The following is a 25781-nucleotide window of genomic DNA, read 5'->3' as shown; positions in this document are numbered from 1 at the left end:
TTTCTTCATGGCGTTGCTCTCCTCAGTGGAATCGGCACCCCGAGCCTAACGGCTCAAGGCGGGCAACGCCGCCCACTTCAGAGTTTCAACAGAGACCGGGACATTCCCTCGAATCCTCCGGTGCCGATCTGGAGGTGCAGAGGATCGTCATACGAGCCGGTTATCTGCTTGTGACGGGAGGTATTCTTGCCGTCCTGGGCGCTCAACGGGAGGGTCAACGTCGGCGCGTCGCCGACCTCGCCAATTGGCCCCTGGAGATGCAAACGAAAGATGACCTTCCGGCACTGGAACACACCCTTGCCCATGCTGCGCATGTACTTCAGGCCAACGAGGTGGTGGTCGTCTGGAGCAGTGAGTACGAGCCCTATCTCTTCACCGTCTCCTGGAGCGAAGATCACCTAAATGCCGCGCGCTCCGGACCAGCGGGGGATGCCTTGCTTTCCGTCGAGGTGACACGCCCGATGGTCGTGGTCGAGCGCGCGGGAGAAAATGTTCTTGTCCTGCTGGATGAAAGCGGAAACCGTTTCAATGCTCGGATCGAATCGCAGGCCCTCCAAGGGTTGCGGCTGCACGGCGGCGTCGTTGCTCCGATCGCGACGAGAAATGTAGCTGGACTCGTTTTTCTCTGCATCCATCATCCGGTTATCGAGACGCTTCCGCTAGCCGCCATCGTGGCAACTCGGATTGCCACGGAACTGGAGCACGATCTCCTGCAGAAACGGCTAGTGGAAACGGCGGCGACCCAGGCGCGACGCAGCCTCGCCCAAGACCTTCATGACGGACTTCTGCAAAATCTGACGGCGATCGGGCTGCACATGAAAGCCATGGAAGAACAGGTCCCACCCGGCCTGCGCCAGGTCATGTCGAAATTGCAGCGTGATCTTGCCGCCCAACAGCAAAATGTCCGCAATTTCGTCTCGGGGGCTGAGCGGCTGGATAATCGTGCAGGGGCCCCAGCCCCGATTTCGGAACGTCTCGAGGCCTTTATCTCCGAACTCGAGCAGCGCTGGTCCGTGACAGTCCATCGCCAGGTCCCGCAGCAGTTGACGATTTCGCGGCCAATCGTGCACGGGCTTGAGTTCATCATTGGTGAGGCGGCGGCGAATGCCGTCAGGCATGGTGCGGCGAAGACGCTTTCTGTCAGCCTGCACCCGGTGGCGCAGCGCCTCTACGTCGAGATCGTGGACGACGGATCGGGCTTCGGCGTATTCCAGGGGACACGGGACGATTCGACGCTTGAGGCTTCGGGGCTCGGGCCGCGTTCCATCATGCGGCGGGCCACGAACCTGGGCGGGCGCGTGACGGTGTCGAGCAGCGACCGGGGCGTCTCTCTCCAGATTTCACTTCCCCTGGAAACGTCATGACACGGCGCACGGTCGTCATCGCGGATGATCATCCGCTTGTTCTCGACGGGCTGTCGAACCTGATCGATCGATCCGGTCGGTTCGAGGTGATTGCCGCGTTCTCTGACGGGCTTCTGGCCTGCGAAGCCATATTGCAATTGTCCCCGGACCTTGCCGTTCTTGACGTGGCAATGCCGATGATGGGGGGCATCGAGGTGTTGTGTAACATCCGGGCGAGCCGTTCGCCGACCCGTGTGGTCTTGCTAACGGCATCGATGCGGGATGAGCAGTTACTCGACGCGGTGGCAGCCGGTCTGCATGGTCTGGTCCTGAAGGAGACGGCGCCCGAGCTCCTGATCAGGGTGATGATTGATGTCGCCGCCGGACGAAAGCATTTGCCTCAAGCTTGGATACGGGCGGCCACGAAACGCGAAGATGCCCGCCGACAGGAACCGCAACAGCGGTTGCCACAGCTGACCGCCTCCGAACACAAGATCGCGAGACTGGTGGCGTCGGGGCTTTCGAACAAGGAAATCGCATCTTCGCTCGGCATATCGAGCGCGACGGTCAAGAACCACCTTCACAACGCTTATCAGAAGCTCGGGGTCACCAACCGGACCGCCTTGGCGTCCGCCCTGATGCGCGTTGCGGGTGGATAGGGGGGAGTGGGCCGACCACTCAGTAAGGGCCAGCCCACTTCAAGATGCGACTAGCGGTTCGCGCCCGGCGCGTCCGTCGTCTCGGGTTGCGGCAGACCGTCATTTCCCGACGACATGGCAAACTGGATCACCCAAACTGCTTGATAAAACCGCTGGCTAGGCCCTGCGGTGCCTGCAATCCGCTCAAGACCCGAAGAGGCGGGCCAGCACGGCGACGACGTTGGCCTGTCGGGTGACGCCAAGCTTGGAGCGGATCTGTTTGAGGTGCGACCGCGCGGTGTGTTCGGACAGTCCTTCGCGTCTGGCATAGGCGATGACGCTTTCGCCCTCGAGGAGCGCGACGGCGAGACGCGACTCCGCCGGGGTCAGGCCGGTGGCGGCGCGCACGGTGTCGGCGGTGGGTGCCTGCCAGGAAGCTCGATCCTGAACCGTCAGAACGCCCATCCGATTGGCGTCCTTGCCCGTTGGTGAAACGAAGGCGCGCACGATCAGCGGCCGCGCATTGCCCGGCCGACGGAGCCCGATTGGGCGCGGAAGTTCGAAGTTGAGCCCCGCGGCGACCCGAAGCGTCCGGGTCATCATGTCGAACAGAACCGGTCGAGAATCCCGATGCGAGGCCCTCAAGACCCCACGGGTCAGTTCGAGCCCGTCCTTGATCGCGACGATCGCGCGTGCTGGTGCATTCATGTGAAGGACGAAACCGGCGTGGTCGAAAATGATGACGCCGTCGTCGAGGCCGTCCAGGGCGGCAACGATACCGTCGTCGCCGAGGGTTCTGGCTGACACGAGGGCCTGCAATTCGACCACGCGGCAGATGTGAGGACCCAGGACTTCCAGGAGCCGGGTTTCCTCTGGGGTGAAGTCGCCTTTGCTGGCCCGGCGCTGAATTGTCGGTGCGGTAATGCCTCCCAGATGCTCAAGCACCAGGATGCCGGCGTTCCAGCATTCGGGAAATAGCCGGTAGAATTCGTTGTGCACCGGACACTGGGCGATTTCCTGGGCGGTCATCACGTCGCCAGTATGGATCAGGCCTCGACGCCGTTGCGACACGATCCGCTGAAGGCGCAGATCCTTGTCGGCGAAATCCTGGGCGAACATGAGCAGGCCTTCCGGGTCGAAGGGTGCCGAGTCGTGGTGAAAGGATCCGTCGTGTCCGACGGAGTTGAATGTGAAGCGATCCGCCCCGGTTGCCGCCGCGACCCGGCCCATTGCGTCGGCCCAGGAGTTGGAGCCGTCGATGCTTCCGTAAAGACAGGAGAGGGTGTCTTCAACGACCGATGCGCTGGCAGCCATGCAATCGTCTCCCTACCGGATCAGTGCGCGTGCGACTTTCCGTCCTGTCCGTGACGATATGCCCTGCTTAGTGAAGACGCAACTCTAGGGAAATTCGGCAAATGATTAGAAAATAAGTGCTTTCAACTTAAAATATATACGATCCCCCAAATGGGGGATGTGCTTTAGTCGGAGCGGGTAAAGCATGAACGCGCGGGTGCCAGGTCTTCGGCGTCCAGTCTCGCCGGAGGGTACGCCTGATCCTGGATCATTGAGGGAGGGCACCGTCATGCCATTCTTTGCTGTCCTCGCGATCTGCTTGAACTCGACGCCGGTCGAAAAATGCCGAGAGGCGACATCGGTGCATAGGGTGACGATCGCCGAGCCCGATATGGCCTTGCCGGCTGCATGCGCGCTGGAATGATCGCAGCCGTCAGGTCGCGACTCCTGCGGGGCGGGGATTATCCCAAAATATTCTGCCGACCCTTGGCGGCGACGGAGGAAGTGGCGACTCGGGAGCGGTAGCAGCCCGTACCGATGTCAGCCGCGGCGGCCGCGACGACCGCGCGTGGACGCGGTGCTGTTCGTTGCCGCGTCGGATGCCTGTTTGTTGACCAACGGCCCGACGGTGTCGACGATCTCTTCCACCGTCGGTCGCGGTCGCCGGCTGTGGGTGTCGATGGCATGGCGCATGGCGCCGAGGTGATGGGGGGAGGTGCCGCAGCAGCCGCCGATGATGCGGGCGCCGACATCGATCGCAAGGCGCGTATAATCGGCCATCTGCTCGGGCGTTCCGGAATAGACCGTCTGGCCATCGACGAAGCGCGGGATGCCGCAATTGGCCTTGAGGACGACTGCGGCGTCGCTGTCGCCGGTGCCCAGTTCCAGACCCGTGGCCAGCATGTCGGAGGCGCCGACGCCGCAATTAGCTCCGATCGCCAGGGGCGTTTCGGCAAGGCCCTCGACCGATTTGTAGAAATCTTTCGGGTGGATGCCCATCATGGTCCGGCCGGCGCTGTCGAAGGAACCGGTGAAGACATAGGGCATAGCGCAGGCGACGGCCGCCTCGGCGGCGGCGCGAACCTCTTCGGCCGCCGACATGGTCTCGATCCACGCGACGTCGGCGCCACCCTCCTTCAGGCCGGCGATCTGCTCGCGGAAGGTCTCGACCGCGTCCTCATAGGACAGATTGCCGAGCGGGGCGAAGATCTCGCCGGTCGGACCGACCGACCCGGCGACGATGACCGGCCGGCCGGCCCCGTCGGCAACCGCGCGGGCGATCTCTGCGGCCTTGCGGTTGAGGTCATGGGTGCGATCCGCCGCCTCATGCAGCTTCAGCCGGTGGCGGTTGGCTCCGAAGGAGCAGGTGAGAATGATGTCGGCGCCGTTGTCCACAAAGGCTTGATGAAGCGCCGTGATCCGCTCCGGGTGGCTCTCCAGCCACATTTCCGGGGCCTCGCCGGATTCGAGGCCCACCTCGAAGAGGTTAGTCCCCGTAGCGCCGTCGGCGAGGAGGACGCCTTTTTCCGCGAGCAGGCGGCTGAGCGGATCGGACATGGATGCCTCTTCGTCACGGATCGGAGGGGTCGCCTTTCGGCGATGCGCCACGCGAAGATGGTAACGCCCCCATCCCCTGCGAAGCGAGCTCTATCATGTCAAGCGCGACCTGCATGCCCTCCCCGTCGCGGGGGAAGAGGGGCGCGGTCTGCTGCCCTTGGGGAGACATTTCCACAGCTAAGTCGTTCCTACGGCATCAATTTTCCCGGCAAGCTCTACCAAAGCCACATTTCGTAAGGATAGCTGGTATTTGAGACGAATCACCGTCGCGCGGACTTGCGCCGCGGTGGAAATGGAAGACGGGGAAATGATGTTTGATCGCGCACCCAAGCGGCTTGACCAAGCGGATATGGTCTATGCCGCGGTTCAAGCTCTTTACGCGGAGGGCTACACCCCAGTGCAGATCGAGGACGCCCTGATTCGACAGGCGCCCACCGATCTCGACCTGCTTGCCGAATGCTACCAGTTGCTGTTTGGCGCCGACGACCGACAGCAGACGATCGCCGATCAGGCAGCCTGACGGCCCGCACCGCGGCGTCAGCGCGATAGCCGGCGCTATGGCGGATGAAACCGTGCCGAGCGTCCCGTTTGCCGTAGCCATGTACCCGTCCGAACGCGCGCCGCCGCCCGGTGATCGAACTCACGACGATCAGCGCAGGCGGAAATGTGGCGCGCGAAGGTGCGGGGGCCTCAGCTCAGCTCGGTCGCGTCGAGCGCGTCCTTGAGTACCGGCGTCACCATCGCAGCCATCAAACCGCGCATGGTCAGCGTGCCAATCGACGCGCCGCTGCCGTTGACGACATGAGCATTGGTGACGCCTTCCTCGCTCATCCGCCGGGCGGCGTCCTCGAGAATGGTACCCTTCTCGACCGGCAGGCTGCCGCCTACCGGAGTCTCTCCTTCCGCGGGAGCCGGGTCCATGACCGTTTCCACCTGGACGACTCGTCCCCGGTTCACTTCGCGGACGAAGGACGAGATGTAGTCGTCGGCCGGCTTCAAGACGATTTCCTGCCCGGTGCCCTGCTGGATGATCTCACCGTCTCTCAGAATCGCGATGCGCTCGCCCAGGCGCAGCGCCTCGTCGAGGTCGTGGGTGATGAAGACGATGGTCTTGTGAAGCTCTGCCTGCAGGTCGAGCAGCACCGATTGCATGTCGTTGCGGATCAACGGATCGAGCGCCGAAAAGGCTTCATCCATCAGTAGGATGTCGGCGTCGGTCGCGAGCGCGCGGGCGAGGCCGACCCGCTGCTGCATGCCGCCCGAGAGCTGGGCCGGATAATTGTCCTCGTAGCCCTTCAGGCCCACCCGCTCGATCCAGCGCATGGAGCCAGAGTGCTGCTCGGCCTTTGACTTGCCCATGACGTGCAGGCCGTAGCCGACATTGTCGATGACGGTCTTGTGCGGCAACAGGCCGAAGCGCTGAAAGACCATGGAGATCTTGTGGCGGCGGAAATCCTGCAACCGCTTGTCGGTCATGGCGAGAACGTCCTCGCCGTCGATCAGGATCTCGCCGCTGGACGGTTCGATCAACCGGTTGATATGCCGGATCAACGTGGATTTTCCCGAACCCGATAGCCCCATAACGACCTGGATCCCGCCCGCGAGCATGTCCATGTTGATATCCTTGAGGCCAAGGACATGGGAATGCTGATCGAGCAGGTCGGACTTCGTCATTCCCTGGCGGACCTTCTCCACCATGGCTTTGTCGTTCGGACCGAACACCTTGTAGAGATTGCGGATCTTGATGGCGACATCAGCCATGGGCGGCCTCCCGGTGACGTTGGAGGCGCTTGCCATAGGCCTGGCTCGCGCGGTCGAAGATGATGGCGATGGCCACAATGGCCATGCCGTTCAGCACCCCTTGGGTGAAGTACTGGTTGGTAATTGCCTGCAGCACCGGCTGTCCAAGCCCACGCACGCCGATCAGCGAGGCGACGACAACCATGGCGAGGGCCATCATGATGGTCTGGTTGATGCCGGCCATGATGGTCGGCAGGGCCAGAGGTAGCTGCACCTGGGTAAGCCTTTGCCAGTTCGACGAGCCGAAGGCGTTGGCGGCCTCGAGTACTTCCTTGTCGACAAGCCGGATGCCGAGATTGGTCAATCGGATGATCGGCGGCATGGCGTAGATCACCACGACGATCAGACCGGGGATCAGGCCGATACCCAGCAGCATGACGATGGGGATGAGATAGACGAAGGACGGCATGGTCTGCATCACGTCGAGGATCGGATTGAGGACCGACTGGACCTTGTCGGAGCGCGACATGAGGATGCCGATGGGCAGGCCGACGACGATCGACAGCAACGTGCACACCACGATGATCGACAGCGTGCGCATGGTGTCTTCCCACATGCCGAAGATGCCGATCAGCATCAGGGCAATAAAGGTGCCTGCGGTGATCCCCTTGGAGCGGCTGGCGAACCAGACGATGGCAACGAGGACGGCGATGACGATCCACCAGGGCGTCTGGAGAAGCAGCTTCTCGAACCAAAGGAGAAAATCGAGAAGCGGTCGGAACAGGGCCTCGATGTCGTTGCCGAACGCGCGCGAAAACGCGCGATATTGTTGATCGATCGCCCGCGACATGAGGCGCAGATTGCGCCCCCCGATCTGGGGAAATTCCGTCAGCCAGTCCAAATGTCAGGTCTCCTCGACGTCCGCTTCCAGTCCCGGCGTTCAACGGCCAATCATGGCCCACTCTTGGGTAGGCGCGGATTCATCCATGGTTACAAAAAAAACGGCCGCGGCGACGCCGCAGCCGTCATGTTTCATCGATCGGGACGGCTCAAGGCGTCGTGACCGAGAGCGGTAAGCCACCGGCTATCGCACGCCCGAACTGCCACCGATCGCGTCAAGATCAAAGCGCTTCCTTGATCTTTTCCGCTGCTTCCGGCGAAACCCATTTCGTCCAGATATCCGCGTTGTTCTCGAGGAAATAGAACGCCGTGTCCTCGCCGGTCGCCTGCTGATCTTCCTTCCAGGCCAGCAGCTTGTTGACGGTCGCGTTATCCCACGAGCGGGTGTTGAGATACTCCGCCGCGGCCTCGGATTCCTTGGCCACATTCGGGGTCACGATCGTGAAGACCTCGGATTTGGTCCAGGCGTTGATCTTCGGATCGGCGCAATCGGCAACCGTAGTGCACTTGGTCCACTCCTCCGGGTCGTGCTCGGCGTCGAAGGCCAGCTTCGTCATCGGGTATTTGCCGAGGATGGCGGTCGGCGCCCAATAGTAGCCGAACCATGGCTCCTTGTTCTCGTAGGCCTTGGCGATCGAGCCATCGAGCCCGGCGGCCGAACCGGTATCGATCAGTACAAAGCCCTTTTCCTCGCCCTCATAGGCGCGGAAGAGGTTGGCTGTGGTGATCTGGCAACCCCAACCCGATGGACAGTTGTAGAAGGCACCCTTGGACGGATCCTCGGTCGACGGGAAGAGATCGGGACGTGCGAGCGCGTCGGCGACCGTTTTGATGTCAGGATGCGCCTCGGCGAAGTAGGACGGAACCCACCAGCCTTCCTCGCCGCCATCCGACAGCGCTTCGGCCGCGAATACGACGGTGCCTTCCTCGACCGCCTTGTCGATCTGATCGCGGAACTGATTGACCCACATTTCCGGCGCGACGTCCGGCTCCTGCTTTTCCGTCATCGATGCGAAAGTGGGCATCGTGTCGCCGGGCAGCAGGCGTGTTTTGCAGCCGTATCCTTCCGAGAGGACGAACTGATCGATCGCGGCCAGCACCTCCGCCGACGCCCAGTTCATGTTTGAAATCGTCAATTCGCAGCTTTCCTGCGCCGATGCGCCCGGTGCGAAACCGAATAGGGCGGCTGCGAGAAAGGTGGAGGCGAGAAGTGATTTCATAAGAATTCCTTATTTATTGGGTTTTTCCGAGTATCGTCAGTGACATTTACATTCGCACTCGCGCTCCGCGCGGCGAAGTGGCACGATCCAGCCGGACGATTACATTCGAAAGCGGTCCGCTCCCAGTGCGTTCCATCGCGGAAACTAGAGGGTTCGGGCCTTGAATCCAACATTTTTTTTGGCCGCGGGGCTAAATAGGGCCGCGCGAGCTTGGCGCAGACCCGTTCAGGACGGGGCGGGTGGCCCAAGCGAGACGTGCCGAATCGTGGCGTCGCGGCGACCATGTGACGGGTTCCGTCGCAGCCGTGAGGAAGAGGCTGCCAACCGTCTGTGGTTGCGGAAACCCTAAAGCGAAGCGGCGCCAGCTCCCGGATTCGACCCATTTCATCGCTGAGGGCGACGCAATAACCGAACGGTAACGCTTACGGCTTACCAACGGATTCGACGCAAGAAGCGCCGCGACCCCGGATAAGGTTTTGCGTACCGGGAAAGCGACCGCGTTCTTGCCGGTCGTCCGTGATAGAGCGGTCGCGCCTTTCTATAAAAGATTGGCAAGTTGGCCCCGCTGTTTCGCCCAGGGGTCCCGATTTTCCGTCACCATCTCGAAACAGACCGCCTCTCCTCGGGCCGGATTACACGTGCGCTGGCACCAAATTTTCCACCTCATGGGGCCGGAAGGGCTTGGAAATCCGCGGGACGGCGGCGAGCTGCGCCGGCAGCTGATCCAGACTGCTGGAGATAAAGCAGAACGGCACATTATTGCGGAGCAGGATCTGCGCGATCGGAAGCGACGTCTCGCCGCAAGGGCCGAGGACAACGTCGAGCATTGCGAAATCGAGGTCTTCGTTCACGTAGGCGAGGGCATCCGCGACGGTCGCTGCATGAAGAATCTCGGCATCGATTTTTTCCAGCACGATCCCTTCGAGGTCGATGGCGATGATGGGTTCATCTTCGAGAATTAGAATCTTCATGGACGTGACCCTTCGCGTTCTCTCTCCAATGTTCCAGCAGCGCCGTGGTTGCGCTGATTGTGAATATTTTTAGTATTGTTCTCATTATCAACTAACTGTTAACTATGAATTCCCCGCCTATCATAGAAAAACCCGGCGGCGGACGAGTCAAAGCCCCGGTGGGCCGTTGCGGTCATAGAATCAGACTTGATTGGCATGAACAGTCGTGGTCGCCGCGCTGCAGCCCTACAGGGGCGGCGGCGCCTGCTGGCCATGACGCCAGCACGCGGGCGTCGAGAGAGGCGCAGGCGTCAGGAGGCGTGGCTCGCCCGGTGCAGCACCGGAACGTCTGACGGGCTTTCCGCGACGTTGTGCCGGAAGCGTGTCAGGATCTCGGCCGCCGCCTGGTCGGCGGGCATCGGTCGGCCGAAGAAATAACCTTGCAGCTGATCGCAGCCCAGGCTTTTCATCAGCGCCACTTGAGCCTCGGTTTCCACTCCCTCGGTGGTGACCTTCATCTTCAGATGGTGGGCCATGGAAACGATGGTCTCGAGGAGCCGGGAAACGTTCGGTTCACCGTTTTCCAGGGCGACCATGAAGGACTGGTCGATCTTCAGCTTGTCGAATGGGAAGCGCCACAGGTAGCCGAGTGAGGAATAACCGGTGCCGAAATCGTCCATGTCGATGGATATTCCGAGCGCCCTCAATTCACTGAGCTGCGCGAGAATATCGTCGGAACGGTCGAGCAACAGCGACTCTACGACCTCGATCTCGAGCCTGTTCCCGCTGATGTCGGCCTCTCGAAGAGCCGTCTCGACGATTCTCACCAGATCGCCATCGCCGAATTGGACCGGGCTGAGATTGACCGAGACGAAAAGATCCTGCGGCCATTGGGCAATCTGGCGGGTGGCCTGACGGATGACCCAGGTGCCGATGGCCTTTATGTAGCCGCGCGCTTCGGCGATGGGCACGAAAACGGAGGGAGCGATGTATTCGCCGTTTTCGTCACGCAAGCGCAGAAGCGCCTCGAAGCCGAGCAGGCGCGAGCCGTCGCCATTGACGATCGGCTGATAGAAAAGTTCGAAGCTCTCATTCTCCACCGCCGCGCGTACCAACGCCTCGACATAACGGCGATGGTGCATCGCCTCGTCCATCGCAGGTTCGAAAAAGACGAGGTTGCGACTTTTATCGGTTTTGTGGTGCAGGTGCGCGATCTCGGCGTGTTTGACCAGTTCGGAGTGGGTGCGCCCGTCCTCCGGCACCATGGCGCAGCCGATAGAGACCCTGGGCTTGACGATTTCGCCCGCGAGTTCGACAGGCTCGCAAATCGCGTCGAAAATGCGTTTGGCCAGTGCCGCAATGTCCTCGATCGAGGTGATGCGGCGGCGCAGAACCGCGAAGTCGTCCGCTCCGATGCGGCCGATGAGATCGCTGGGATCGACGACCGCGGCAAGGCGGGCCGCAACCACCGTCAGTAGTTCGTCTCCGCTGTTTTGGCCAAGCCGGTCGTTGATCTCGGAGAGTTCGTCAAGATCGACGTAGAGATAGCCCATCCGCTCGCGCGTCGCCCGCACGGTAGCCAGAACACGGTCGGTTTCCTCCTGCATTCGCCTGCGGTTCAAGAGGTTGGTCAAGGCGTCGTAATTGGCCAGGAAGTCGATGCGGTCGGCGGCCTCGGCGATCTTGCGTTTGCGGCGCAGGTAGAGCAGCAAAGGCAGTCCGGTTGCCATGAACAGGATGAGCAGCAATGACACCGAGGCACGGGCAAGCGTGGCTTTGAACGCATAGCGTTGGGCGATCATGTCGGCCACGACGGAAACGTAGCCGATCGTCTTTTCATTCCGAATCAGCGGGGTCAGGAACGAAGGATTGGTGGTTCGGTCATCTTGGACGATCGACCACGCGCCGGGCTTCGTTAGCGTGGTTTTTGAAAGTCGGTCACCCGAGCTGATGCCACCGGGCCGATCGCGCAGCAACCAGTCGTAGCGATCGGAACGGGATCGGTACACCTCCTGACCGTTGCGGTCGAAAACGGCGAAGCTTTCGATTCCCGCCAGGCCCGCGATCTTGCGGATCGATGTCTCTGCGTCAGGGGTGCGGGCGATACCGGTCAAAAACGCGTCGACATGGCCTCCCGGCCCCAGCAGAAGGCGCGCGAACTCCGCACCGCGGGCGCGTGCACCCGTTTCGACGAGCTCACCGACAGTCGCTCCGCCGATCATGAACACGCTCGTGACCACGAACGCGGCGATGATTAATCCGCCGAGCAGGGTCGCGCCGTATCGCTTTATCACGCTGAGTAGCATTGCCATCCGCATCAAAGTTCAGGCGCAATGCTAGAACGAAGGTGTAAACAATTGTCGAATTCAGCTTTGGCAGAGAGCCGTTGCAGCCATTTCTTGCCGCCTCGCGTACAATTAAAGAGCCTCTCTTCGAGAGAGATGTCGATGCGTCCCCACTGTTCCAGCTCGCGGTAAGGAACGCAGGGGCACTTCACGCAATCGGCAATTGACCATCCGGGGGGAAGGAAATTAGACTTTTTTGGGGCGAAGACGTTTTGGCGTTCGGGCTGGAGGAACTACCATGAAAAACGGACTGCTTGCCATCGCCATGGCGGCCGGATTCTTTGCATTCGGCCTATCCAGCGCCGCCGCGGGCCTGGTGGCGAAGGTGGATCTTTCGTCGCAGACGCTGACCGTTATCAAGAACGGTAAGGTGATGTATCGCTGGCCGGTCTCGACCGCCAGGAAGGGCTACGTGACCCCCACCGGAAGTTGGCGACCTAAGCGCACGCACCGCATGTGGTATTCGCGCAAATACGACATGTCGCCGATGCCCTATTCGGTGTTCTACCATGGCGGCTACGCCATTCACGGCACCAACGCGGTCAGCCGGCTCGGACGTCCGGCATCGCACGGCTGCGTTCGGCTCCGCACCGCCAATGCACGCACCTTCTACTCGCTGGTCAAGACGTTCGGGATGGGCAACACCCGGGTCATTGTCCAGCGTTGATACGCCGCTCGCTCAGTGGGTCGGCCGCAAGACCCGCTGTGCGAGATCCGGGGCGTTGGCAGGGCGGGCGACGATCACCGTCACCTTGTGCCCCATCCGCTCGACCCGGTCGGCGTCCGACAGGGCGGAGCGGATCGCATCGACGCGCCGATCGAAAATTCCGTGCGGCGAGTGGCAGAAGGAAACCGTCCAGCGTCCGTCGGTCGGTTCCACGCAATAGTTCAGTTCTGACGCGTGCATGTACGTGCCTCCATCGCAATCGGCCCGTCAGTGGGCCATCAGCAGCGGGATCGGGCAGTCCCTCAGAAGGGCTCGCGTGACCCCACCAAAAATCATCTCGCGCAGGCGCGAGCGTCCATAAGCCCCGGCGACCAGGAGGTCCGCGCCGACGATCGCCGCCTCGTTCAGCAGCGCCTCGGCCGGGTAGTTCCATTTCGGTAGGTGCCGGACCTCTACCGAAATGCCGTGGCGGGACAGATGCTTGGCCATGTCGGCGGCGGGTTCGATACGCTTTTCCTCGCTGGAGGAAGTTTCCGCCACGGAGACCAGATGCACCTGTCGGGCGCGTTCCAGAAATGGCAACGAGGCGGCGATCGCGTGGGAACACTCCGTGCTATCGCGCCAGCCGATTAGGATCGTCTGCGGGTCCTTCGACGTCGCCGCATCCGGTGGGATCACGAGCGCAGCGGCACCGGCATCGAAGAGAACGGCTTCCAGAATATCCGCCAGCCACCTGTCGCCATTGGGGCGCCCGAGCAGGAAGAGGTCGAGCGAGCGGGCCAGCGTTGCCGTTGCCGGGGCCAGCTCGTGTGGCATCCCGTCAACACGCCGCAATTCCACCGCGAAGCCCAGCTTGTCCAAACGCGCGCGAATGGTCTTCTCGGCGACGTCTCCCGCAGCTGCGCCTTCGGCCCAGATTTCGGCGGGAAGGCCCTCGTAGCCGGGTCCGATCGGGATGAAGGCGGTCGGAATGGGGTTGGCGAAAAAAGCTTCGGCATGGGCGCCGAAGATGGCGCGGATCGTCTGGAGGTGGGCGATCTTCGCCGCATCCTGATTGCCTCCGTCGAGATGGACCGCAAGGTCCGCGATGCCGTGCGAACGATCGCGTCGGCTTCGGGACGATGGCGCGCCTTCGAAGTCGGGCGCCCTCGCGCCGCCTTCAGCCCCGGCCCGCATTCCGATGGTGCCCATGGGGTGACCCTTTCGCTTGTCGGAGTATTGCTCCATTCGAAAGGACTTTCCACGCTCTCGTGGGCCGCAACCTTGATCCCGGTCAATTGGCGGACGATTTCGTGCCCGCTTTCTCGGCCGGCTCGACCGTAGCGCGGCTACGCTCCTCGCCGCGCTCCGCGTGGATCACCTCGGCAAACCGACAAACAGAACCGTGTCCTTATTATCGTCCGAGGCTCTAACGCTTGGCCAGTGGCTTCGATTGCCAGCGGTCGTGAAACCACATCCATTGTTCCGGGTGTTCGCGCACCCAGCCTTCAACCGTATCGTTGAGCAGCTGGCAGGTCGCCGCAACGTCGATTTCTCCGGTCGCGTCCCGAGGCAGGTCCAGCCGCGGCTTCAGTTCCAGGCGATAGCGGCCGTTCGGCAGCCGGATCGAGCGCGCCGGGTAGATTTCACAGTCGAACTGGCGGGCGAGCTTCGGCAGCAAGGGGTTGGTCTTACAGGGGCGGCCGAAGAACGTCGTCTCGGCGCCTTTGCGGAATTTCTGATCGACCAGCATGCCGACCGAGCCGCCGCGCTGTAAAACGCCGGCAAGCGACCATGCGGCGCCGGCTTTGGAGGGCACGAGATGTCCGCCGCTGGTCCGGCGGGCCGACTGGACCTCCTTGGCGATATAGCGGTTGTTGGGCTGGCGGAAGAGGGCCGTGAACTCGAGATCGAAGGCCGCCGCGCCGATCGGCAGCAGCTCGAAGCAGCCGAGATGGCCAGTGAAGAAGATGAAGGGCCCCTTGCGCTCGCGCAATTCCAGGAATGTGTCGACGCCTTCGACCTCGATGCGCCCGGCGCCCGGCTTTTCCGGGTCGAAGTCGAAGAGATCGTCGAGAAACACGAACTCCGCGGCGATACGACCCATCTGGCCCCAGTTCTCCCGGGCGATGCGTTCGACCCAGGCGTCGTCTTTCTCCGGGTAAGCCTGCCGCAGATTGTCCTTGGCGAGCCGGTGGCGCGGAGTCAGCGGCCCGAGCATCCGCGCCGTGCGGTCGGCGAGGGCGAGGCCCGTTTCGGCCGGCAACAGGCGAACCAGCCGGAGAAGCCCGAACAGAAGCTGGGCGACGACATAGTCCGCCGCCCGTTTGCCCCTCAGAGCGAGGCGTGTGGCGGTGGGATTCATGCGGCGACGGTGTCCGCGCCCTCGGCCTCGAGATCGAGAACGATCTTGCCGAAGACCTCGCGCGCTTCCATGCGCTTCAACGCGACCTCGATCCCATCGAAGCCGATCCGCGTGTCGATCACCGGATGGACCAGGCCGCGTGCCATCTTCTGCATGGCGTCGCGCATGTTCTCCATGCGGCAGCCGAAGGAGCCGAGAAGCCGCAACTGCTGCTGGAAGAGCATCATCAGATTGACCTCGGTCGAGATGCCGGATGTCGAGCCGCAGGTGACCAGCCGCCCGCCACGCTTCAGGCACAGCATCGAGGCCGCGAAGGTATCCTTGCCGACGTGCTCGAACACCACGTCGACCCCCTTTTTCTTCGTCAGCTTGCGGGTTACGCCCTCGAAGCGGTCCTTGCGGTAGTTGATGACATGGTCGGCGCCCAGCGCCTTGGCGCGCTCGATCTTGTCGTCGGACCCAACCGTCGTGATGACCGTGCAGCCCATCTTCTTGGCGAGCTGGATCGCGGCCGATCCGATGCCGGAGCCTCCGGCGTGAATCAGGATCGTTTCGCCCGACTCGAGCTTGGCATTGTCGAACAGCATGTGCTCGACCGTGCCGAAGGTGACCGGCGCCAGCGCCGCTCCGATCGCGTCGCAGCCCGGAGGGGCAGGGACGAGCAGCCGGGCCGGCAGGTTGACCTTTTCCTGCGCGAAGCCGTCGAGATGGAAGCCGTGGACGCCCCCGACATGCTCGCAAAGATTGTCGTGGCCCTCGCGGCAGGGGCGACAGAGCCCGCAGGTGCGCGCGCCATAGATCGACACGAGTTGGCCGGGCAGCACCGAGGCGACGCCCGGACCGATCGCCGACACCACACCGGCGGCCTCGGCGCCGACGACCAGCGGCATCTTGCGCTTGGCAAACGCCATGCCGCGCCAGCCCCAGACGTCGATGTGGTTGAGCGCCACTGCCTTGATCGCCACGGTGACCTCGCCGGGGCCGGGCTCGGGCGGCGGTGGCAGGTCGACCACCCTCAGGTCGCGGTCGCCGACGAGTTGCAATGCCCGCATGATACTACCTCAGTCTGGATCACGATGACATTCGATCGGTTTCGCCCCAATCCCATGTGATCGAATTTCGCAAGTGAAAGCGAAGGAGACGCAGGAAACCGTTCCTGCTCTTGCTTGCGCTCTTGATGTTGTGGAACCGGCGGTCAGGCGCGCGGTTCGCGCCCGATGACGAGACAGACGTTCTGGCCGCCGAAGCCGAAGGAATTGGACAGCACCGCGCGGATATCGGCCGAGCGTGCGGTTTTCGGTACCGTGTCGAGCGGGATTGCCGGGTCCGGATTGTCGTAATTGATCGTCGGCGGCAGCACGCCGTGTTGCAGCGACAGCACCGAGAAGGCGGCCTCGATCGCTCCGGCCGCGGTCAGCGTGTGGCCGATCATCGACTTGTTCGACGAGATCGGGGTCGTCTTCAGCGCCTCGCCGAAGATGGCGCCGAGGCCGGTCGCTTCCATCCGGTCGTTTTCCGGGGTCGAGGTCCCGTGGGCATTGATATAGTCGATGTCGGTCGGCTCCATGCCGGCGTCGGCGATTCCGGCCTTGATGGTCGCGATGATCGGCGAGCCGTCGGGCTTGGAGCGCGTGCGGTGGAAGTCGTCGGCGCGTTCGCCGCAGCCGTGGATGATGCCGAGAATCCTGGCCCCGCGTGCCTTGGCCGCCGTCAGCGACTCCAGGACGAGCGCGCCCGCGCCCTCCGCCATGACGAAGCCGTCCCGATCCTTGGAGAAGGGCTTGGAGGCCTTTTCCGGAACGTCATTGTTGGTCGACAGCGCCGAAAGCAGCGAAAAGCGGATCACCGATTCCGGCGTGATCGAACCATCGGTGCCGATCGCGATCGCCCGCTCGGTCTCGCCGCGGCGGATCGCCTCGACGCCGAGCTGGATGGCGCTGGCGCCCGAGGCGCAGGCGGTCGACAGGGTGATCGGCAGGCCACGGGTTCCTAGCCGATCGGCCAGCAGCTCGGAGATCCGGCTGCACTGGGTCAAACGGTAGATCGCGGGATTGGGGTGGCGCCTGGCCACTTCCAGCAGCCGGTCGTAGCCGGCCTCCTCGCGTTCGGCGCCGTCCATCGCGTCGAGGGCGAGGCGATGCTGCCATTCCATCTCCACCGGCGGTGCGGCCAGAAACAGCGGTCCGCCAAAGTCTTCGTCCGGCAGGCCGGCCATCCGGATCGCTTCGGATCCCGCGGCTTCGGCCATGGCGTAGGACAGGGTAGTCGAGGTGTCGTTCTCCGCTTCCATGAAGTCGACGGAGCCGGAAATGGTCGTCCGCAGCCCCTCGGTCGAGAACCGCTCGATCCGGTGGATGCCCGAGCGGCCCGAGGACAGCGCGGCNCATGAAGTCGACGGAGCCGGAAATGGTCGTCCGCAGCCCCTCGGTCGAGAACCGCTCGATCCGGTGGATGCCCGAGCGGCCCGAGGACAGCGCGGCCCAATTGTCCTCGACGCCGCGGCCGAGCGAGGACACGATGCCAAGACCGGTGATCGCGATCACCGGACGGCCCAGGAAATCGGTCTCCGCGGCGGTCACATTGGCGCTCATGATCTGGTCCTCACAATCTGCGGCCGTCCACGGCCTCGAGCAGGCAAGCGCCCTCGGCGTGGAGATGGCCGATCGCGGTCACGACCGCCCGGCGGGGCCGCGCCGATACCGGCTGTTCCTCGCCTGGATCGAGAGGCGGCAAAGCCTCGCCACGCGACAGCGCCCCCGCCGCCAGCGCTATCCCGGCGGGCAGCTGCGCCTCGAAGGAGTGGCCGAGGAGCGTTCCATAGGCGCGGACCGGCGCCCCCGGAAAGGTTTTTTGCAGAACACTGCGTTCGATGGCCAGAAGATCGGCGATGCCCGTCGCGCCCGACAGAACCAATGTCTCTTCCGCCGGTCCCTGCTGCGGCGGCAGAACGGCCTGAAAGCGAGCCTCGGTCGCGGCCGTCTCGCGCCGGCCGCGGTCGCCGGTCGCGGTGATCAGCCGGGCGTAGGCGAGGGCCGATCGGGCGGCGGCATGCTCGGCCGATTCCAGGATGACGAAGGCGCCGACGCTGCCGACGGCGATGCCGTCATGGGGCGCCACGCGGGACGACACCGGGCGCCACTCGTCCTTGAGCATCAGCCCGGCGAGATCGAAATTGAGGATCAGATCCTTGCGCTCGGCCGAGAACGCGCCGCCGACCAGACAGATGTCGCTCTGACCGGACGCGATCCGGGCTCTGGCCGAGGCGAACGCCGAAATCCCCGCCGCTTCCTCGCCCATGAAGGTGCGCGACGAACCCGTGACCTTGTGAACGATCGAGATGTTGCCCGCGAGGAGGTTGGAAAGCTGCGTCAGAAACAGGGTCGGCCGCAGTTCCGCCGACAGGGTCTCGTTGACGATGCGGTCGCGGTCGTTCGACCCCCGCGCCCGCTCCATCACCAGCGCGTCGACGGTCATGTCGCGCTCGCCGCCCCCGGCGGCAACCACCATGTCGATCTTGCCGCGAACCGCCTCGTCGGCCGGGATGCCGGCATCGTCCAACGCTAGCCCCGCCGCATAGGTGCCCAGCTTTTGCCAGGTCTCCATCTGGCGCTGGTCGCCCTTTTTCGGGATCTGGCCGGACCAGTCGATGGGGGGCAGGGGATGGACGAAATAAGGCGCGTAGGCCTCGGCCTCGATCCTGGGCTGCGGGGCGGGACCTCGCGCGATCGCGTCGAGATGGGCCGCGATCCCCTCGCCGATAGAGGACACCATGCCGATACCGGTTATGACGACGTCCCTGGCAGTCTCAGTCATGCGATTGTTCCAAGCTTCCGGATCGTTCCGTCTCCCAGCGGCGCGATCGGTCCGTAACGTCCTCCGCTCCAAAGCATGAGACCGGATAGCCGCGTCAGCTATCGGACCCCGTCACGCTGCCGTCCCACGTCCACGGCATCCGTCGGGTGGATTGGGCGAACCCGCGGGGGCTGTAGCCGCCACGCGATAGTTCTTATGCCTCAGCCTGCCTTCGCCGCGCGCAGCTCGTCGATCTTCGCGCAGAGATTCTTCAGCACGAAGTATTCCTCCGTCGGCACGTCGCCGTCATTGACCTCCTGGGTCCATTTCTCGAGCGGAATCTTGATCCCGAACTCCTTGTCGATCGCGAACACGATGTCGAGGAAGTCCAGCGAATCGATTCCGAGGTCGTCGATGGTGTGACTTTCCGGAGTGATCTGCTCGCGGTCGATCTCGCTGGTCTCGGCGATGATATCCGCGACCCGGTCGAAGGTTGAAGACAATGATTTATCCTTGTCTGATGGTCCATGTCGAATTTGGCGCGAAGCTATAGGGAATTTGGCGTGAAATGCAAAGCCGCGATCACCCCGTGCCGGCACAGCGGGCGCGATGCTGGTGCAGGGTGTGGAAAATGAGGGGAGGGGGCCGCCCCATCGATCTCCGCCGGCGCCGACCGTATACTTGCCGGTGTGCCAAACAGGCAAAGCACATTCACGCAGGCGCTCGTTCCAAGAGGATGCGTGGCATCCAGCGGGCACGGATGACCGTCAGATCTTCTGGACGACCGTTTCGAGCATGTCACGCACCTGACCGGCGACCGACTTCAGTCCCGCGTTGTCGATAGCCTCCATCGAGGCCTGCGGATCGACCGCGCTGACCTCGACCGCGTTCGGTCCAGTTTTTCGCACGATCACGTTGCAGGGAAGCATCGCTCCCACACGCGGCTCGAGGCCGATGGCCTGATGCGCCATGCGTGGGTTGCAGGCCCCGAGGATCAGATAGTCGTCCATGTCGATGTCGAGCTTCTTCTTCATCGTCGCCTTGACGTCGATCTCGGTCAGAACGCCGAAGCCCTGGTCGGTGAGCGCCGATCGGGTGCGTTCCACGACGGCATCGAAGCTCTCCGCGTCGAAGATACGGTTGATCGTATAGGACATTTGACGTCTCCTTTTGAAAACAGGTTCAGCGGCTCAGATATTTCACCAGCGCGAAGATCGCCAGGATGACGACGACGAGCAACAGCAGCATCCACAAACCGCCGAACCCCATGCCGCCGCCCATCCAACCAAATCCGTCCATCATCGGTTCCCCTTCGCTGTTGCTTGCCGGCGCGACGCGCTCTGGCGTTTCCTGTGTGGCCCAACCGGGACGTAGGGCCAATGATCTGAATCAACAGGCCTGACGAGCCTTCTTCTTCCGGCTGTCGCAGGCCGCCGACGCAAGCAAAGCCTGGCGCGAAGCGCCGGAAACGCTTGCGACTGGCCGATCAAGCGGAACAGTCGGCGCGATTGCAACGTTTGCTCGGTAGGACCGGATCACTTTTCAACGATCGGCTTCGCGCGGCTCTCGGCCAAGGCGGGCCGATCGCGGCAAGCCGGAGATGACGTCGAACTCTCCAAGTGTAGGGCAACGATCGATGAGCGCGAACAAGACCGAGGGCCGAACCCTTTTTCTTACCAACCGGCTAATCCGGGCGGCGACCGCGCTTGGCCGGATCACCGCCCAGGTTCACAGGGATGAGCACGGCCTTACGGCCCCGGAGTTCAGCGTGCTGATCATCCTCGGCGCCGCTGACGGAAAGGCATTCACCTCCTCTTACATCGTCGAGACGACGGCGATGGATAAGACCAAAGTCAGCCGGGCCGTGTCGTCTCTCGACCGGCGCGGTTGGCTGGGCCGCAGTCGGGCGACGGCCGACCGGCGTTTCGAATATCTGACCCTGACCGAGGCGGGCAGGCGCGCTTACCTGTCGCTCGTCCCCAAGGTCGAGGAGGCCGAAAACCAGGTGCTGAGCGAATTGAGCGAGGACGAACTCGCGGGACTCGAACGAGGGCTGGCCGGCCTTGATCGCGCCCTCGACCAGGAATAGCGGCAACCGCGGGTCCCCCGATCTCGCGCCGATCTCCCCGTCGATGCGTCGCGACTTGGCAGGCCGAGCGCCAATCGTTACCTAACGCGGATGCAACCGCTCCGAAATCCAGATGGCGTCGACCGCCGCTTTGCCGTCGCGCCGATGATCGACTGGACCGATCGCCACTGCCGGTTCTTTCACCGTCAGTTGACGCGGCGTGCGTTGCTCTACACCGAGATGATCGTCGCCGATGCGATCCTGCATGGCGATACCGAGCGGCTCCTGGGCTTCGATGCGGCGGAGCATCCGGTGGCGCTACAGATCGGCGGCTCGGATCCGGACAAACTGGCGCGTGCCACCCGGATCGCTGCCTCATACGGCTACGACGAGATCAACCTGAATGTCGGCTGCCCGTCGGATCGGGTCCAGTCCGGCACCTTCGGCGCCTGTCTGATGCGCGAGCCAGGCCTCGTCGGCGAATGTCTGGCGGCGATGGCAGGCGCCAGCGCCGTCCCGGTGACGGTCAAGTGTCGGCTGGGCGTCGACGATCAGGACCCCGAAGAGGCGCTCGACCGGCTCGCCGACGCAGCCGTAGCGGCTGGCGTTGCGGGTATCTGGGTCCATGCGCGCAAGGCCTGGCTGGAGGGTCTCAGCCCGAAGCAGAATCGCGACATCCCGCCGCTCGACTATGATCGGGTGCATCGCCTGAAGCAGCGGCTTCCCGATATCTTCGTGGGGCTGAACGGCGGCGTGAAAACCCTTTGCGAGGCCGAGGCGCAGCGGCCCCACGTCGACGGCGTGATGATGGGACGTGCCGCCTATCAGACGCCGGACCAGCTCGCCGCGGTCGACGCCCGCATCTTCGGCGAAGCGCCCCGGGTGATCGACTTTGCCGCGCTGATCGATACCATGGCTGCCTATGCCGCCCGGCACATCGCGCAAGGCGGCCGGCTCGGCCAGGTTACGCGGCACATGATCGGGCTGTTCCACGGTATGCCGGGCGCGCGGCGTTGGCGGCAGATTCTGTCCGAGGGCGCAAGCCGCCCCGATGCCGGGCCGCAGCTGCTCCATGAGGCATTTGCCGCCGTGCGGATCGATGCTGTCGGGCGCGCCGCCGCCTGAGCCCCACGGCCCCGACCGATTTTCGCCTCCCGATGCGCCGAATCAGGGATGCAAACAGCGCGCCGACGGCCTATGACGCGCCATGATTCCGATCGATGTTGCTTCCCTTGCCGCCCTGGCCTTACCGATCGTCGCGGCCGCGGCGGCCGCCGGCTTCCTCGCCGGTCTGTTTGGCGTCGGCGGCGGGGCGATCTTTGTCCCCGTGCTCTACCAGACCTTCGAGGGACTCGGCGTCAGTCACGCCGTCTCGATGCATCTGGCGATCGGCTCTTCCGTCGCGATCATCATTCCGACGTCGCTGCGCTCGCTGGCTTCGCACTGGAAGCGGGACGCGGTCGACTGGACGCTGCTAAAGGGCTGGACGATCGCCATACCGCTCGGCGCCGTGGCCGGCGCTTATATTGCCGCGTCAGCCACGTCGGCGGAACTCCGGGCGATCTTCGCGGCACTCGCCTTCACGCTCGGATTGAAGCTGATCTTCGGGCGTGTCGGGTTTTTGCTGGGCTCGGACCTGCCGGGCCTTGCCGGACGCTCGGTCGCCGGCTTCGTCATTGGGTTGATGTCGTCGCTGATGGGGATCGGCGGCGGTATTCTCAACAACACCTTCATGACACTCTACGGCCGGCCGATGATCCAGGCGGTGGCGACCAGCGCCGGAGTCGGCGTCTTGATCTCGATCCCTGGCGTCCTTGCCTATATCGCCGGCGGCTGGGGCAATCCGTTGCTGCCGTCGTTCAGCCTGGGTTTCGTCAGCCTCGCTGCCGTCGGCCTCGTCGCACCGGCCTCGATCCTCGCAGTGCCGCTCGGCGTGGCGCTGGCGCACCGGCTGACCCGCCGCCAGCTTGAACTCGGCTTCGGCACATTCCTACTGATCGTCGCGGCGCGCTTCGCCTACAGCCTGCTGTGAGCGTCCATCACACGACCTAATCGGTGAGGATCAGCCGGTCGCCGCGGAAGTCGAAGGAGGTGAGGGTGTTGAGGAAGCTCATGCCGAGCAGCGCCGACCCGAGACCATTGCTGTCGGTTACCGCCCCTGGCACGTCGTGGCGGACAATGTCGCCGACGCGAACGGCATCCAGCCGGATCGGCGCCGCACGGGCGATGCCGTTCGCCGTCATCACCTCCTGGGAATAGCGCAGGCGTGCCGTGTCGATGCCTATGCTCTCGGCGGTGGCGCGGTCCATGGCCACGATCGAGGCGCCGGTGTCGACGATGAAGGAGATCGGCTTGCCGTCGATCGAACCGTCGAGTCGGAAATGGTCGTCGATCCCGCGCAGCGCCATGAACCGCTTGCCCTCCGGCGCTCCGACCGCGACCAGCGTTCCTGGGACCAATGCGGCCATCAGACGGTTCTTCAAGCCGGCGAGGTCTGGCAGAAAGGTGTAGAGTCCGATCAGGGCGACGAAAGCGAGAAACCAGATCGGGGCACCCCGCAAGGCCTCGCCAAGCCGGGTGCGCAGCATCAGCACCGCCGTCGAGGCCAGCGCCAGGCCCCAGGCGCCATAATAGGCAAGGCTGGCGAACTGGTTGTCATCCAGCCCGACGATCTGGCCGTCGGTGTTGAGCACCAGTGCGAGACCGGCCGCGGCCAGGAGGCCGAGGATGATCCAAAGGAGCCGGCCGCTACGCATCGCCGCCAGCGTCCGTTTCACGCCGCTCGCGGGTGCGCCGGGAGCGGGCGGTCTCCCGCCGGGCCGGCCGCTCGACGCCCGCCAGCCGGGCAGGCAGCATGTCTATGACCGCCCGGCGGTCCTTGGACGAGATGGCGGTCCAGCCGGCGATCTCCGCACCGGTCCGGCCGCAGCCGAAGCAATAGCCGGTCTTCGGGTCGAGCACGCAGACGAGGATGCAGGGGCTTTCGATGCTCATGGTCCTCAACGGATCTGGTGACAGCCATCGTCGTTCACAGGCGTTGATATGGCGAGCCTCCGGAGATGGAACAAGCAAAAATCCATCGACCCGGCACCGAGCGCCCGTTCAGTCCTGCTCGTCGAGCGCTGGCATCACCTCGAGAACGCGGGAATTGGGGAAGATCGCGATCGCCTCGGTGCCTTCGCGCAGGCGCGACAGCAGTTCGAAGCTGCCGTCGTGCATCTTGACCAGCGCCTGGACGATCGGCAGTCCAAGACCGGTGCCCTGTTCGGCGCTCTTGATGGCGATCGAGCCCTGGCCGAAGGACGACAACACGACCGGGATTTCCTCCTCGGGAATGCCGGGACCATTGTCCTTGACGGAAACATACTGGCCGCCCCCGGCCGTCCAGCCGACGCGCAGCACGATTTCGCCGCCGCGCGGGGTGAATTTCACCGCGTTCGACAAAAGATTGATGATGATTTGGCGCAGCGACCGCTCGTCCGCCCACATCGCCGGCAGGTCCTTCTCGAACTCCGAGCGCACAACGAGGTTCTTCGCCTCGGCCTTGACCTTGATGTAGCCGAGGCAGGCGCGGGCGATCGGCACCAGGTCGATGGCTTCCTCGTCGAGATTGTATCGTCCTGCCTCGACGCGCGAGAGATCGAGGATCTCGTTGATCAGACCGAGGAGATGTTGGCCGGACGCATGGATGTCGGCGACATATTCCTTGTAGGAATCATTGCCGACCGGCCCGAGGATCTCGTTACTCATGACTTCCGAAAAGCCGAGGATGGCGTTGAGGGGTGTACGCAACTCGTGGCTCATCGTCGCCAGAAAGCGGGATTTGGCCAGATTGGCTTCCTCGGCACGCAATCGCGCTTCGTCGGACATGACGCGGGCGATGTCGAGTTCGGTGATCAGCTCGTCTTTTTCACTTTGATGCTTCAATTGCGCGATCGCGGCGCGGCGCAATGTCTCGGCGACCACGGCGAAGAACGGCACGGCGCCGATCAGCACGGCGTGCATGGCGCCGAGAACCGGTTGTGGGGCCGCGACGATGCCGTAGCCGAGGACCAGCACCGTCGGCAGGAAGGTGAGCGGGACCACCGCTTTCAGGGTCGATGAGATCATCGCGATCATCGCGATCGCCAGGAACAGCACCGTGAACTGAAAAATCTCGAAGCGAAGCGGCGCGCAATCGGCGCAGGACAGCGTCGCGAGATACGCCCATGAAAGCCCGGCGACGACATGGCCGACAACGAAGAGCTTGGCCCAGCGTGAGACATCGAACCGTGCCGAGACATCGGTTGCGAAACGCCGTGAGGCGAGCACCAGAGCCAGGTAGCCGAGAAGCGCGAAGCCGGTCCACACCACCGCGGGCAGCGGACCGGTGAAGACCGACAGCCCCAGTCCGGTCAAAATGACCGGTAGCGGCAGCACGATGGCCGCCGCCTGCAGCGCGGCGACATGCTGGGTCAGGAGCTCGCGGTCGAATCCCGGCGCAAGACCGCCGCGTGACGACAACCGCTCGCGTGTTGCCTTGAGCGTCTTGGCGATATCGCCACTGCGTGCGGCGCGCGGCCGCTCGACGACGGCATGATGATAACTGGGCGGTGCTGCGACTGACATGAAACTCGATCGATCGCCTGGATACGCTTGATGACCAGGCCATCCTGTTTCGAGAAGCTTAAAAAAATGCCTTAAGAAAGAACGAAAAAGCCGATTGTTCTGTGGAAACCGCGCGGCGGGTCACCCGTTCCAGGGTTGTGTGTCCTTTCGGACGACGAACGCCCTTGTGCCGCGCCGCCTTGGCAGCGGGGCCGCCCCAGGGGCTAAAGCATCCGGCGAATAATTTGAATCGACGGGTTCCCATTTGATGTTCGGTTTGATTCTCTGTGAGCAGGAGGTGCTCTATGGGAAAGGCTGTTTCATCAGATTTGCGGGA

At 63.5% G+C, this 25781-nt stretch carries 25 protein-coding genes and 1 pseudogene; 7 read left to right on the top strand and 19 right to left on the bottom strand.

Annotated features, from left to right (window positions below; all coding sequences use genetic code 11):
- Positions 1 to 1364: sensor histidine kinase (locus VSX60_RS19350; protein ID WP_327625904.1), on the top strand; the 1364-nt coding region annotated here is incomplete at its 5' end.
- Positions 1361 to 2002, top strand: a complete 642-nt coding sequence (locus tag VSX60_RS19345; RefSeq protein WP_327625903.1) for a response regulator transcription factor — start codon at positions 1361 to 1363, stop codon at positions 2000 to 2002. The genes VSX60_RS19350 and VSX60_RS19345, both read left to right, overlap by 4 nt.
- A 183-nt stretch (positions 2003 to 2185) precedes the next feature.
- Here the strand turns inward: VSX60_RS19345 and VSX60_RS19340 are convergent, their stop codons facing one another.
- Entirely contained in the window at positions 2186 to 3295 is a 1110-nt protein-coding gene (locus tag VSX60_RS19340) for a helix-turn-helix transcriptional regulator (protein ID WP_327625902.1), read from the bottom strand.
- 519 nt (positions 3296 to 3814) lie between these two features.
- Positions 3815 to 4831, bottom strand: a complete 1017-nt coding sequence (gene bmt, locus VSX60_RS19335; protein WP_327625901.1) for a betaine--homocysteine S-methyltransferase — start codon at positions 4829 to 4831, stop codon at positions 3815 to 3817.
- A gap of 250 nt (positions 4832 to 5081) precedes the next feature.
- Here bmt and VSX60_RS19330 point away from each other — a divergent pair, with 250 nt between their 5' ends.
- Positions 5082 to 5351 (top strand): hypothetical protein, encoded by a 270-nt coding sequence (locus VSX60_RS19330; protein ID WP_327625900.1) that lies wholly within the window; start codon positions 5082 to 5084, stop codon positions 5349 to 5351.
- Positions 5352 to 5521: 170 nt separating this feature from the next.
- Here VSX60_RS19330 and VSX60_RS19325 read toward each other — a convergent pair whose 3' ends face one another.
- From VSX60_RS19325 to VSX60_RS19305, 5 genes are all read right to left on the bottom strand, one after another.
- Positions 5522 to 6592: a quaternary amine ABC transporter ATP-binding protein gene (locus tag VSX60_RS19325; RefSeq protein ID WP_327625899.1), complete on the bottom strand. Its 1071-nt coding sequence runs from the start codon at positions 6590 to 6592 to the stop codon at positions 5522 to 5524.
- Positions 6585 to 7472, bottom strand: coding sequence for an ABC transporter permease (locus VSX60_RS19320; protein WP_327625898.1), 888 nt, complete (start codon positions 7470 to 7472; stop codon positions 6585 to 6587). The genes VSX60_RS19325 and VSX60_RS19320 overlap by 8 nt, the downstream gene beginning before the upstream one ends.
- Before the next feature lie 220 nt (positions 7473 to 7692).
- The gene (locus VSX60_RS19315; RefSeq protein WP_327625897.1) at positions 7693 to 8691 is read right to left on the bottom strand and encodes an ABC transporter substrate-binding protein; all 999 of its coding nucleotides are present in this window, start codon (positions 8689 to 8691) and stop codon (positions 7693 to 7695) included.
- A 632-nt stretch (positions 8692 to 9323) separates the two neighbouring features.
- Positions 9324 to 9662: a hypothetical protein gene (locus tag VSX60_RS19310; protein ID WP_327625896.1), complete on the bottom strand. Its 339-nt coding sequence runs from the start codon at positions 9660 to 9662 to the stop codon at positions 9324 to 9326.
- 290 nt (positions 9663 to 9952) lie between these two features.
- Positions 9953 to 11947, bottom strand: coding sequence for a putative bifunctional diguanylate cyclase/phosphodiesterase (locus VSX60_RS19305; protein WP_327625895.1), 1995 nt, complete (start codon positions 11945 to 11947; stop codon positions 9953 to 9955).
- Positions 11948 to 12224: 277 nt separating this feature from the next.
- Here VSX60_RS19305 and VSX60_RS19300 point away from each other — a divergent pair, with 277 nt between their 5' ends.
- Positions 12225 to 12653 carry a L,D-transpeptidase gene (locus tag VSX60_RS19300; protein WP_327625894.1) on the top strand — a complete coding sequence of 143 codons (429 nt, stop codon included), beginning with the start codon at positions 12225 to 12227 and terminating at the stop codon, positions 12651 to 12653.
- A gap of 12 nt (positions 12654 to 12665) precedes the next feature.
- Here the strand turns inward: VSX60_RS19300 and VSX60_RS19295 are convergent, their stop codons facing one another.
- From VSX60_RS19295 to VSX60_RS19260, 8 genes and pseudogenes are all read right to left on the bottom strand, one after another.
- A complete protein-coding gene (locus tag VSX60_RS19295; protein WP_327625893.1) occupies positions 12666 to 12893 on the bottom strand; it encodes a hypothetical protein in 228 nt (75 codons plus the stop codon).
- A 27-nt stretch (positions 12894 to 12920) separates the two neighbouring features.
- Entirely contained in the window at positions 12921 to 13844 is a 924-nt protein-coding gene (locus tag VSX60_RS19290) for a universal stress protein (RefSeq protein ID WP_327625892.1), read from the bottom strand.
- 217 nt (positions 13845 to 14061) lie between these two features.
- Positions 14062 to 14997, bottom strand: coding sequence for a lipid A biosynthesis lauroyl acyltransferase (locus tag VSX60_RS19285; RefSeq protein WP_327625891.1), 936 nt, complete (start codon positions 14995 to 14997; stop codon positions 14062 to 14064).
- On the bottom strand, positions 14994 to 16049 hold the full coding sequence (locus VSX60_RS19280) for a zinc-binding dehydrogenase (protein ID WP_327625890.1): 1056 nt from the start codon (positions 16047 to 16049) through the stop codon (positions 14994 to 14996). Before VSX60_RS19280 ends, VSX60_RS19285 begins: the two co-directional genes overlap by 4 nt.
- Before the next feature lie 143 nt (positions 16050 to 16192).
- A pseudogene (locus VSX60_RS19275) lies at positions 16193 to 17588 on the bottom strand (beta-ketoacyl-ACP synthase).
- Positions 17589 to 17598: 10 nt separating this feature from the next.
- Positions 17599 to 18810, bottom strand: a complete 1212-nt coding sequence (locus tag VSX60_RS19270) for a beta-ketoacyl-ACP synthase (protein ID WP_327625889.1) — start codon at positions 18808 to 18810, stop codon at positions 17599 to 17601.
- 200 nt (positions 18811 to 19010) lie between these two features.
- A complete protein-coding gene (locus tag VSX60_RS19265; RefSeq protein WP_327625888.1) occupies positions 19011 to 19292 on the bottom strand; it encodes an acyl carrier protein in 282 nt (93 codons plus the stop codon).
- A gap of 264 nt (positions 19293 to 19556) precedes the next feature.
- The gene (locus tag VSX60_RS19260; RefSeq protein WP_327625887.1) at positions 19557 to 19946 is read right to left on the bottom strand and encodes a DUF302 domain-containing protein; all 390 of its coding nucleotides are present in this window, start codon (positions 19944 to 19946) and stop codon (positions 19557 to 19559) included.
- A gap of 479 nt (positions 19947 to 20425) precedes the next feature.
- Between VSX60_RS19260 and VSX60_RS19255 the strand changes: the two genes are divergently transcribed.
- From VSX60_RS19255 to VSX60_RS19245, 3 genes are all read left to right on the top strand, one after another.
- Positions 20426 to 20878 (top strand): MarR family winged helix-turn-helix transcriptional regulator, encoded by a 453-nt coding sequence (locus VSX60_RS19255; protein ID WP_327625886.1) that lies wholly within the window; start codon positions 20426 to 20428, stop codon positions 20876 to 20878.
- 90 nt (positions 20879 to 20968) lie between these two features.
- Entirely contained in the window at positions 20969 to 21982 is a 1014-nt protein-coding gene (gene dusA / locus VSX60_RS19250) for a tRNA dihydrouridine(20/20a) synthase DusA (protein WP_327625885.1), read from the top strand.
- Between the two features lie 82 nt (positions 21983 to 22064).
- On the top strand, positions 22065 to 22889 hold the full coding sequence (locus VSX60_RS19245) for a sulfite exporter TauE/SafE family protein (RefSeq protein ID WP_327625884.1): 825 nt from the start codon (positions 22065 to 22067) through the stop codon (positions 22887 to 22889).
- A 16-nt stretch (positions 22890 to 22905) separates the two neighbouring features.
- On the opposite strand, the gene VSX60_RS19240 is transcribed toward VSX60_RS19245, so the two are convergent.
- From VSX60_RS19240 to VSX60_RS19225, 4 genes are all read right to left on the bottom strand, one after another.
- A complete protein-coding gene (locus VSX60_RS19240; RefSeq protein WP_327625883.1) occupies positions 22906 to 23634 on the bottom strand; it encodes a retropepsin-like aspartic protease family protein in 729 nt (242 codons plus the stop codon).
- Positions 23606 to 23845 (bottom strand): DUF1289 domain-containing protein, encoded by a 240-nt coding sequence (locus VSX60_RS19235; RefSeq protein WP_327625905.1) that lies wholly within the window; start codon positions 23843 to 23845, stop codon positions 23606 to 23608. The genes VSX60_RS19240 and VSX60_RS19235 overlap by 29 nt, the downstream gene beginning before the upstream one ends.
- A 114-nt stretch (positions 23846 to 23959) precedes the next feature.
- Entirely contained in the window at positions 23960 to 25465 is a 1506-nt protein-coding gene (locus tag VSX60_RS19230; protein ID WP_327625882.1) for a sensor histidine kinase, read from the bottom strand.
- 58 nt (positions 25466 to 25523) lie between these two features.
- A partial coding sequence (locus VSX60_RS19225; protein WP_327625881.1) for a hypothetical protein occupies positions 25524 to 25781 on the bottom strand: 258 nt, incomplete at its 5' end.

This window comes from Aurantimonas sp. A3-2-R12, assembly GCF_036016755.1.
In the GTDB taxonomy this organism is placed as follows: domain Bacteria; phylum Pseudomonadota; class Alphaproteobacteria; order Rhizobiales; family Rhizobiaceae; genus Aurantimonas; species Aurantimonas coralicida_A.
Note: the sequence above shows the minus strand (reverse complement) of the source record. Positions and strands in the feature narration are given on the sequence as shown.